Source organism: Thalassospira sp. MCCC 1A01428, assembly GCF_002115825.1.
In the GTDB taxonomy this organism is placed as follows: domain Bacteria; phylum Pseudomonadota; class Alphaproteobacteria; order Rhodospirillales; family Thalassospiraceae; genus Thalassospira.
This window is the reverse complement of sequence record NZ_JFJZ01000078.1, coordinates 1-10039: the sequence shown is the minus strand read 5'-3', so window position 1 is coordinate 10039 and position 10039 is coordinate 1. Positions and strand designations below refer to the sequence as shown.

Below are 10039 nucleotides of genomic sequence, written 5' to 3'. Positions count from 1 at the left end.
AATGAGTCCTGAGCCTAAACACTGTTGCAATACAACGCATGCAATGCCAAACAAATTCCGGTACGACAATATGTATATCCGCCACAGATATAGGCTAGCCTATTCTTTGGAAGTCCCCTAAGCTGCCTTCACGCTGGCGTGAAGTAAGAACCGTGAATGATGCGGCACCGGGGCGCAAACGAATTCATATCTTCAAGGGAGGAAGACCTGATGACATCCATTCGTGCGAAATCCGTACTTGCAGGGGCAATGGCGGTAGCACTGAGCTTTGGCACAGCCTCTATGGCCAAAGCCGACGAATTTATCAACGTTCTGACCGGCGGTACTTCGGGTGTGTATTACCCGTTGGGCGCGGCGCTTGCCAACGTCTATGGCGAGAAAATTGACGGGGCCCGCACACAGGTCCAGTCCACCAAGGCATCGGTTGAAAACCTGAACCTGTTGCAGGCAGGTCGTGGCGAAATCGGCTTTGCGCTGGGCGATTCGGTTAAACTGGCCTGGGAAGGCAACGAAGAAGTCGGCTTTAAAAAGCCGCTTGATAAACTGCGGGGCATTGCCGCCATTTATCCGAACTACATCCAGATCGTGGCCTCCAAGGAATCGGGCATCAAGTCGCTGGCCGACCTGAAAGGCAAAAGCGTTTCTGTTGGTGCGCCAAAATCAGGCACCGAACTGAATGCCCGCAAGATTTTCGAAGCCGCTGGCATGTCTTATGAAGACCTTGGCAAAGTTGAATATCTGCCGTTTGCAGAATCGGTTGAACTGATGAAAAACCGTCAGCTTGACGCGACCTTGCAGTCGGCCGGTCTTGGCGTTGCATCGCTTAAGGATCTGTCGGCTTCAATGGAAGTAACCATTGTATCAGTTCCTGCCGAAGTCGCCGAAAAACTGGGCGCACCTTATGTTGCTCGCGAAATTCCGGCTGGCACCTATGAAGGTCAGGCCGATGATGTTCCGACTGTCGCCATCGTCAACTTCCTGGTCAGCCATTCCGGCGTTTCCGATGAAATCGCCTATCAGATGACCAAACAGCTGTTTGAAAACCTGCCGACCCTGGAAGCTGCCCACAATGCAGCCAAGGCGATCAAGCTGGAAAATGCCATTAAAGGCATGCCGTTGCCGCTGCACCCGGGTGCAGAACGTTACTACAAAGAAAAAGGCATCATGTAATCGCCTTGCACAGGCAGGAAACCGCCCACAGGGAACCTGCCTGATGCTGCTTTTTCACCGGTCGGGGTGCAATGCTCCGGCCGGGATTGCTTTTGTGCCGCGCCGTTTTAGCCGCACATTCGAAATCCCTTTTCTGCCTGTTGCCGACGTTGCCGGGGACCCTAAAGCATGTTTCCTTTGAGAAGACCCATTTTGTTTGTTTTTGGCGGGTCGTTTGACAAGGCACTGCGTGCGGCACGATACGGCGCATCGGGCGAGCGATATAACACGACCAAACACCGCCAAAAACAAACCCTGCGGGCCAGTGCATTCTGCCGCCTGGCCGCGTCAAAATCCATGCCCGTAAACCCATTACGCTCTGCGGACTTCTCCTTGCCAGGCGGCAGAATGCGCTGGCAAAATGGATCTTGTTAAAGGAAATATGCTTTAAATGTCGCAAGACCAATCCGCCCACCACGCACCTGCCGATTCCCCTGACCTGGCCATCCATGACCCGCTGGTCGACAGCTTTGCGCCGACATTTGAAGGGCGTTTGCTGTTCTGGATCGCATTTGTTTTTTCGGCCTTCCAGATTTCAACTGCCGCCCATCTGATCGATTTCCCCAGCCAGGTTACCCGCGCCATCCATGTCGGGTTCCTGATGCTGCTGATTTTTCCGCTCATCGCGATTGGCCGCAAATCCAGCCTGCCGGTTAAAACACTGGCATGGATCCTTGCGCTGTCCGGTGTGGCTGTCGCGGGGTATCAATGGGTCGAATATAACGACCTGATCCTGCGTGCGGGTGATCCGGTTACCACCGATATTGTCTTTGGCATTATTGCCCTGATCGGGGTTTTTGTCGGGGCTTATGTCTTGATGGGCCCGGCCCTGCCGATCATTGCGGCGTGTTTTTTGGGATATTGCCTGTTTGGGCAGTATTTGCCGTCACCGCTTAATCATCGCGGTTACGACTTCACCCAGGTGATCGACCATATGACCTATGGCACCGAGGGTATTTACGGCATTCCGATTTATGTGTCCTCGACCTATATTTTCCTGTTCATCCTGTTTGGGGCGTTTCTGGAAAAGGCCGGGATGATTCAGCTTTTTACCGATGTATCCATGGGTCTTGTCGGCCATGCCCGCGGAGGACCGGCCAAGGTTTCCGTTATTTCATCAGGATTGATGGGCACCATTTCCGGGTCGGGCGTTGCCAATGTGGTGACAACCGGCCAGTTCACCATCCCGTTGATGAAACGTTTTGGCTATCGCCCGGCCTTTGCTGGCGGGGTTGAAGCCACATCAAGCATGGGTGGCCAGTTAATGCCGCCGGTGATGGGGGCTGTGGCCTTTATCATGGCCGAAACCCTGGGCGTTGAATATTACGAGGTTGTGCAGGCGGCGTTAATCCCGGCAATTCTGTATTTTGCCTCGGTTTTCTGGATGGTACATCTCGAAGCAGGCAAATATGGCCTGTCGGGCATTGCAAAATCCGAACTGCCATCGCCACGCGCGGCCATCCGCAAAAGCTGGTATCTGCTCCTGCCTCTCGCTGTACTGGTTTATTTGCTGTTTACCGGTTACACCCCGCTTTTTGCGGGTACCGTCGGCCTGTCGCTTACCGTTCTGCTGATTTTGGGAAGTTCAATTATTCTGGGCCTGCCCAAGGGAACGATCCGCACAATTTTCTGGATCGGCCTTGGTCTGATTGCCGCAGCTTTCCTTGAATTTGGCATTTACGTTATTGTCACCGCCATTGTCGCATTAATGGCATGGTGTGCCCTTTCAAGGGGCGGGCGCGAAACCTTGCTGATCTGCCGTGATTCGCTGGCCGAAGGGGCGAAAACGGCCCTGCCCGTTGGCGTGGCCTGCGCCATTGTCGGCATCATTATTGGCACCATGACCCTTACCGGGGTTGCCAATACCTTTGGTGCTTTCATCGTGCATGTCGGCTCGCAAAGCCTGTTTTTATCGCTTGTGCTGACCATGATCACCTGCATCGTGCTGGGCATGGGCATTCCGACCATTCCCAACTATATCATCACATCGTCCATTGCCGGGCCTGCGCTGTTGCAACTGGGCGTGCCGTTGATTGTCAGCCACATGTTCGTGTTTTATTTCGGCATTCTTGCCGATTTGACACCGCCGGTGGCACTGGCCTGCTTTGCCGCAGCGCCAATTGCCCGGGCAAGCGGGCTTAAAATCTCGTTCGAGGCGATAAAGGTGGCGGCGGCAGGTTTCCTGATTCCGTTCATGTCGGTTTATACCCCGGCATTGATGCTTCAGGATGGCGGCCCCATGGCCGATGAAATCGGTTACTGGCCGGCAGTGGCCTATATCTTTATCAAAACCACCATTGCCATTGGCCTGTGGGGCATGGCCGTGATTGGTGCGCTTAACATCCGCCTGACGGTGCCCGAACGGTTGATTGCGGTGGCAGCGGCTTTCACCCTGATTGCGGCATACCCGGTAACCGATATTCTGGGTTTTGCCCTGTTTGCCCTCTTTTGCGTTATGCACTGGTTGCGCTTACGCAAAATCAGCGACACGGCGGGGGCCTGAACCGGTGGGACTTTGCATACTGACAGCCGGTAAAGCCATCAGCCTTGCCATCAGCGCCTTTACATTGTCGTGGATGCATTCGGTGGAACATACCGGCTGGCAGGAAGATTACCAAATTACCCCGGCGGGCCTTGAACTTGTGCAAGCCCGCGTCAAGGGTAGCGGCGCCGGAATGGAACCACCACCTGACGCGATTTTAAAAAACGACTGGTGGGTTTACACCCCGCATCTGCAACCGTTGCCCGAACTTAACCTTGCAGCATCGGGGGCCACCGGGGGTGGCTGGCATGTATGTAGCCCCCAATTAAAGGACTGCCTTGATCTGGGCGAACAGGCACAGGCCAGCATCAAAGTCACACCATGCGATGTTGACGGCCCGCCCGGAACAGTAACCTCGCACGGGTAATCAATGCCGAACCAGCCCGATATACCGATATCGGGCCGCAAAACCCGGCTCAAATTTCAAACGGCATTGCCTTGATGCAATGCCGTTTTTTTATACGCAGCCATCTTAACCGCCTGTTTGGTCATATGGACCTATCCAGCGGGGCGGGTAGACGCCACTGCCTTGAATCGATACAATTACCGCCATATTCACGATCAACATTCAAACCTGCAAGTTATTCAATGGCATTTTTTAACCTTTTGCGGCAGGCACCACGCCCGTTGGCTTTTGGTGCCTTGCATAGTTTCGGCTCGGCCTTTGGGCAAACATTTCTGATTGCCCTGTTCGTACCGTTCATTTCGCAAAGCATGGGTATTAACGAAACCGGCTTTGCCAATATGTATGCGGCCATCACCATTGCCAGTGCAGCAGCCCTGCCTTTTATCGGTCGCATGATCGACCGGATCGACATGCTGCGCTACAGCCTGATCGTCATGATATTCCTGGCTGCGGGCTGTTTTGTGATGTCGGTTGCAAGCAATGTTATTGTTCTGGTTGGCGGGCTGTTTATGTTGCGGTTCGCCGGGCAAGGCCTGATGAGCCATGTCAGCATGACCAGCGTCGCGCGTTATTTTGACCGTAACAGGGGGCGCGCCCTTGCCATTGCCGCTTTTGGCTTTCCCATGGCCGAGGCGATTATGCCTGCAATTTTTCTGGCCCTGATTGCCGCCCTTGGCTGGCGCGGAGCCTATATTGCGGCAGGCATTACCATTTTGCTGGTGATGATGCCGCTTGCAGCCTGGCTTGTGCATGGAAATAGCAACTTTCGCGCCATTCCTGCGGTGGCTGAATTGCCCCCTCAAACACCCGAACCAGCGGCAAAAACCGGCACACAAGGCAACGCTGCCCCACAAAACCGGCCTGATCGGCACGATCAACCCGCCGTTTCCTTGCCACAACAAGATGACAGTCGCAGCCAGCCCCATCCACGCCTGTTTAAATCGGCCTATATCTGGTTATCAATGCCCATGATCGCGGGACAACCCCTGGTGTTAACCGCGCTGTTTTTTCATCAGGCCGTTATTGCCAGTCAAAAAGGCATCGAACTGGGCTGGTTTGCGGCAGGTTTCACCCTTTTTGCCATAACATCGGTACTGGGGGCCTTTGGCAGTGGTCCCTTGATTGACAAACTGGGCGCACGAAAACTGTTTCCCTATCATTTGATACCCTTGATGATCGCGGTCATGGTGTTGGCAATGACCGAAAAGGCACAGTTTATTCCGGTTTATATGGCCCTGGCTGGCTTTACCACCGGGTTTGCCACAACGCTGCGCACAGCAATTGTCCCCGAACTGGTGCCGATGCACGAAATCGGCTCGATACGTTCCAGCCTGACAGCAATTATGGTGCTGGCCTCCTCGGCGGGGCCGCCCATATATGGCTGGTTGTTTGCCGCTCATGTGAATTTACCAACAATATTGATGGCCTCGGTGGCGGGTATGGCCATTGCCACCCTGTTATCATGGCTGGCAGAACGGCCAGGATTTTATGTGCCCCCGCATTTCAGGCACCCTCATACCGCCTGACGTTTTGCAACGGTGCCAGCTTGAACCAAGCGATAGCATTTGCAAAATTAGCAAGGATCCAAAGACAAAGGCCAATTTTGACCAACCCGGCATTAAACAGGTTAAATCACGGCCATCTTGCACATTTCGGCACAAACAGGTGTCGATGAACAAAAAAATGGCCCGGAACACAAAAGTGTCCGGGCCAGTCGGGAAAACAGCGTCATAACTTGGGAGGAAGGACGCTATAGTAGAACTCGGGTAGATACCGGAGCGCGGGCAACGCGCTCACGGTTAAGATCGTCATCAGTGATCAGGCTGCGCCGCCAACGGTACCGGCAGGGGTCGCGTTGTGGCCAGCTTTTGCATCGGAACCCTTGAACAGGTTACGGAAAAAGCTGCTGATATATTCAGCGCGAAGCTGCTGGCCCTTACGTACGCCAGCTTCGATCTCGCTGGTTTCAATCGTCAGCAATTTGATGTCAGCAAACGTCCTCATAATGGACCTCCTTGAATTTCGTTTTTTGCGGCACCATCGCCGCCTCGTCTGAAAAACAATCTAATTCTCTTTACTGCGAAGGGGAATTACCTCAATATGCACATTACTTATGAACAATGATCACAAATCACGAAAATGATCTGAGGAAACGCTGATGGATCGCGCTGCAGAAATGGAAATCTTTGTCTATGCTGTTGAAGAAGGCAGCTTTTCCGCAGCGGCCCGGGCCTTGCGCCTGTCGCCATCGGCGGTATCAAAATACATATCAAGGCTGGAGGACCGGTTAGGGGCACGTTTGCTGATGCGGACCACCCGCCAGTTGAGCCTGACCGAGGAAGGCCGCGCTTTTTATGAACGCGCCCGCACCATCCTTAACGAAATAGAAGAAGCCGAAGAAGTTGTAACCCAGCTTTATGCCGCGCCGCGCGGCACATTGCGCATCAACGCATCGGTGGCTTTTACCAAATACCAGGTGGTGCCGCTGATTCCGGAATTCCTCAATATGTATCCCGATGTGCGGATCGAACTCACCCTGGATGATAAATTTACCGATCTGGTCAACGATGGTTACGATCTGGCGATCCGGTTATCCGAACTTGAGGATTCCTCGCTAATTGCGCGTAAATATGCGGTGAACCGGCGCTTTATCGTCGCATCGCCCGATTATCTGGAAAAGAATGGCATTCCGCGCAAGCCGCAGGATCTGGTGAACCATAACTGCCTGCATCTATCCTCGCGCGAAAGCTTCAATGACTGGCATTTTGAAACCCCCGAAGGCCATATGTCCTTTCGCGCCCAGGGCAGTTTTTCGGCCAATGATGGCGATGCCCTTCACGCCGCCGTTGTCGCCGGTCTGGGCATGGCACGACTGGCCGAATATCTGGTCCATGAAGACATCCGTGCGGGCCGCCTGACCCCGGTTCTGACCGATTTTATCCATGATCGTGCCTGGATTTCGGCGGTGTATCCGCATAAACGGCACCTGTCACCGAAGGTTCGCGCCTTTGTGGACTTTTTGGCCGAAAAATTCACCCCGGTCCCGCCGTGGGAGCTGGGCATGCGGGATGCCCGTTCCGTGCGCCGCGAAGATGGCAGCCTGCCACAAACCAGCCAAAAGGCGCTGAACCCCGAAGCCGCTGCCAAAGGCCAGGCAAGCTAGACCGGGGCCTCCGACACAAAGACAATAAAAACAGCCTGATCAATCTGGTCAGGCTGTTTGTGTATCAGGGTTAAAACCGCCATATGGATGACCGGCCAAAGCCACACAATTAAAGCACGTCGCGTTTAATCTACGCCAACACCGTAGCCGGTTCGGCGCGAAAGGCCAATTCTGTCGATTTGCTAAGGTCATCAAGGATGCGGGTCTGACCGGTTTCGATGAAACCGCATTTACGGTAAAAATGATGACCGGCAACAAAGCGGGTATCTGTCCAAAGCACCAGTTCCTGACAGGCGGGGTATTGCGCCAAAAGCCAGTCCCGCGCACGGGATAAAAGACGCTGGGCAAGGCCCTGCCCGCGGCTGGATTTATCAAGATAAACCTTGTGCAGTTCGGCGACTGTCTCATCATCGGAAAGCTTAATGCCAAGACAGCCGATAATTTGCCCCTCCGCGTTTTCAGCCACCCAGATCGCACCCAATGGCGCGAAATCATCGGCGATGGCATCCAGTTCGGGAAATTCAGCCGCCCGGTCAAAAACACAACCGGGATATTCGGCAAATACTTTGGCAATCAGATCGCTGATCTGCTCGCCATCGTGATTGGTGGCAAGGCGAATTTCCGTCATGCGTCATTCCTGTGGGGCTGGTGGGGACAATTGGCACATTAAAGGAAAAGTGCTTTAAGGCTTTGCCTCCACGATAACGGCAAAATCAGGAAACGATAACGCCTTTTGCCAGTTTGTCATAACCGCGCAAGACCGCTTCGGTATCCATTGCGGCCTTGCCCGGACGTTGAATGCGGGTCGGCCGCAATCCCCCACCGGCACCACACGCAATGGTCAGCTGATCATCGATAATTTCGCCGGGCTGGCCGCTGGCATCGGCAATATGCACTGCCGACTGCACCTTGATGCGTTCCTTGCCAAAATCGAAATAGGCCCCGGGCCAGGGCGTAAAGGCGCGAATCTTGCGTTCCAGCAGGGCGGCATCGTCGGTGAAATCCAGTTTGCCTTCGGTTTTTTCCAGCTTGGCGGCATAGGTAACGCCATCCTCGGGCTGAACCGAGGCCGAAAGCTGCCCGGCAGGCAGTTTTTCAAGGGCTTCGATAATTAACCGTCCGCCCATTTCGGCCAAATCATCGTGCAAGCCGCTGGCATAGGTTTCCGGGGTGATGGCGATTTCATCCATCAGCAGCATATCGCCCGTATCCAGGCCAACATCCATTTGCATGATGGTGACACCGGTTTTGGCATCACCCGCCAAAATCGCCCGCTGGATCGGGGCGGCCCCGCGCCAGCGCGGCAACAGGGAAGCATGAATATTCAGGCAGCCCATTTTGGGCGCATCCAAAATCGCCTTTGGCAAAATAAGGCCATAGGCCGCGACCACGGCGATATCCAGGTTCAAATCGGCAAAGGCCTGTTTTTCGGCATCGGATTTTAATGAAACGGGTGTCCGTACCTCGATCCCGTGATCGGCAGCCCAGGCATGAACCGGGGTGGGGGTTTCCTTATGCCCGCGACCGGCAGGGCGCGGCGGCTGGGAATATACGCACACCACATCATGACCTGCCTTGACCAGTTCCTGAAGTGCTACCAGGGCAAAATCCGGCGTTCCCATAAAGGCAATTCGCAATTTCGTCATGACCAAACCATTTCATCGTAAAGGGCAAACTGATATGCGGGCAATTTGGCGTTATGATCGGCAAAATACAAGCCGCGTGTCGGTTTACCCGCATCATCGCCGTGTCGCCCAAACAAAGACACCCTGATATGCCCTATAAGATCGATGAAATTTACCATGCCGACTGGTCTATCGCGTCAAAGGGCCGCTGGAAGGCCCATGCCCGGCGCAATGATAATGGCTGGTTGATTGATAATATGTCGCCGGTTGGCGATATCCCGGCCTTTATCTAAACCCTGACAAGCAAGGCACAAAACCGAACAATCTGGCTGGGGTTCTACTTCCCGGTGGGCTTGTGCCGGGCGTGGTATGAAAAAACCAGGTTCGAAAACTTTTCTGCCGTGCTGGAATGGCTTGAAAATGCGGACGGACATCGCTTTTTTAACATTTACGACGACCGCACGCACCTCAACGGCATTCGGTAACATCCTTCATCAAATCAGGTTTAAGTGACTGAATGATTTGATCAAACCCCAAGTGCAAAAATACCGGAACAACGAGACACGCTTGTTTGGACTTGGGACTTGGGACTTGGGACTTGGAACTTGGGATTTGAATGTGTGAGCAGATGTTTGAAAACGAACCTGCCGCCATCGCCGCAGGTTAGCCTTTAGGTCATGCGGCAGGTTCCGCTGGAAAATCTATCTGGTCGAACTTCCCACCTGTGATGAGGTCCTGGATCCGCGGGTCATCAAGCACAGTGTAGGGATATCCCCGCGCTATCGCACTAACGCCGTCAAGGCGCGATACCTGCTCTGGCGACAAAACGACCTGGGCCGCGGCCAGGTTGGATTGAAGTTGGGAAAGTGTACGTGGCCCGATAATAGGGAGCGAGCCCTTGGCCGCCACCCAGGCGATGGCTATCTCGCCGGGTGTTACGCCGGCCTCGTCGGCAACATCAATCAAGGTATCAATGATCGCTGTCCGCTGCTGTGAATTTTCAGGTTGGAAACCCGCGCCGGCCCAAGCTTCGTCTCGTCTGTTTTCGGACTTCCCCGAACGGTATTTGCCCGTTAGTTGTTTAGTCCCGGCAT

At 54.1% G+C, this 10039-nt stretch carries 10 protein-coding genes; 6 read left to right on the top strand and 4 right to left on the bottom strand.

Annotated features, from left to right (window positions below; all coding sequences use genetic code 11):
* Positions 1-210 precede the first annotated feature (210 nt).
* From THS27_RS25015 to THS27_RS25000, 4 genes are all read left to right on the top strand, one after another.
* Positions 211-1170 carry a TAXI family TRAP transporter solute-binding subunit gene (locus THS27_RS25015; RefSeq protein ID WP_085595572.1) on the top strand — a complete coding sequence of 320 codons (960 nt, stop codon included), beginning with the start codon at positions 211-213 and terminating at the stop codon, positions 1168-1170.
* A gap of 430 nt (positions 1171-1600) precedes the next feature.
* Complete coding sequence (locus THS27_RS25010) at positions 1601-3712, top strand: TRAP transporter permease (protein WP_085595570.1); 2112 nt, start codon at positions 1601-1603, stop codon at positions 3710-3712.
* Between the two features lie 4 nt (positions 3713-3716).
* Positions 3717-4118: a DUF1850 domain-containing protein gene (locus tag THS27_RS25005; protein WP_085595568.1), complete on the top strand. Its 402-nt coding sequence runs from the start codon at positions 3717-3719 to the stop codon at positions 4116-4118.
* A 221-nt stretch (positions 4119-4339) separates the two neighbouring features.
* Positions 4340-5683: a nitrate/nitrite transporter gene (locus THS27_RS25000; protein WP_085595574.1), complete on the top strand. Its 1344-nt coding sequence runs from the start codon at positions 4340-4342 to the stop codon at positions 5681-5683.
* A gap of 292 nt (positions 5684-5975) precedes the next feature.
* On the opposite strand, the gene THS27_RS24990 is transcribed toward THS27_RS25000, so the two are convergent.
* On the bottom strand, positions 5976-6161 hold the full coding sequence (locus THS27_RS24990) for a hypothetical protein (protein WP_085595564.1): 186 nt from the start codon (positions 6159-6161) through the stop codon (positions 5976-5978).
* A gap of 154 nt (positions 6162-6315) precedes the next feature.
* Here THS27_RS24990 and THS27_RS24985 point away from each other — a divergent pair, with 154 nt between their 5' ends.
* The gene (locus THS27_RS24985; RefSeq protein ID WP_246833103.1) at positions 6316-7320 is read left to right on the top strand and encodes a LysR family transcriptional regulator; all 1005 of its coding nucleotides are present in this window, start codon (positions 6316-6318) and stop codon (positions 7318-7320) included.
* Between the two features lie 130 nt (positions 7321-7450).
* Here the strand turns inward: THS27_RS24985 and THS27_RS24980 are convergent, their stop codons facing one another.
* Together THS27_RS24980 and fmt are read right to left on the bottom strand one after the other, a co-directional pair.
* Positions 7451-7948 carry a GNAT family N-acetyltransferase gene (locus THS27_RS24980; RefSeq protein ID WP_085595562.1) on the bottom strand — a complete coding sequence of 166 codons (498 nt, stop codon included), beginning with the start codon at positions 7946-7948 and terminating at the stop codon, positions 7451-7453.
* An 85-nt stretch (positions 7949-8033) separates the two neighbouring features.
* Positions 8034-8966: a methionyl-tRNA formyltransferase gene (gene fmt, locus THS27_RS24975; protein ID WP_085595560.1), complete on the bottom strand. Its 933-nt coding sequence runs from the start codon at positions 8964-8966 to the stop codon at positions 8034-8036.
* A gap of 128 nt (positions 8967-9094) precedes the next feature.
* On the opposite strand from fmt, the gene THS27_RS26990 reads away from it, so the two are divergent.
* Complete coding sequence (locus THS27_RS26990; RefSeq protein WP_168185007.1) at positions 9095-9238, top strand: hypothetical protein; 144 nt, start codon at positions 9095-9097, stop codon at positions 9236-9238.
* 382 nt (positions 9239-9620) lie between these two features.
* Here the strand turns inward: THS27_RS26990 and THS27_RS24970 are convergent.
* Positions 9621-10039 (bottom strand): aldo/keto reductase (locus THS27_RS24970; RefSeq protein ID WP_139835742.1); only part of this gene is annotated, 419 nt, incomplete at its 5' end.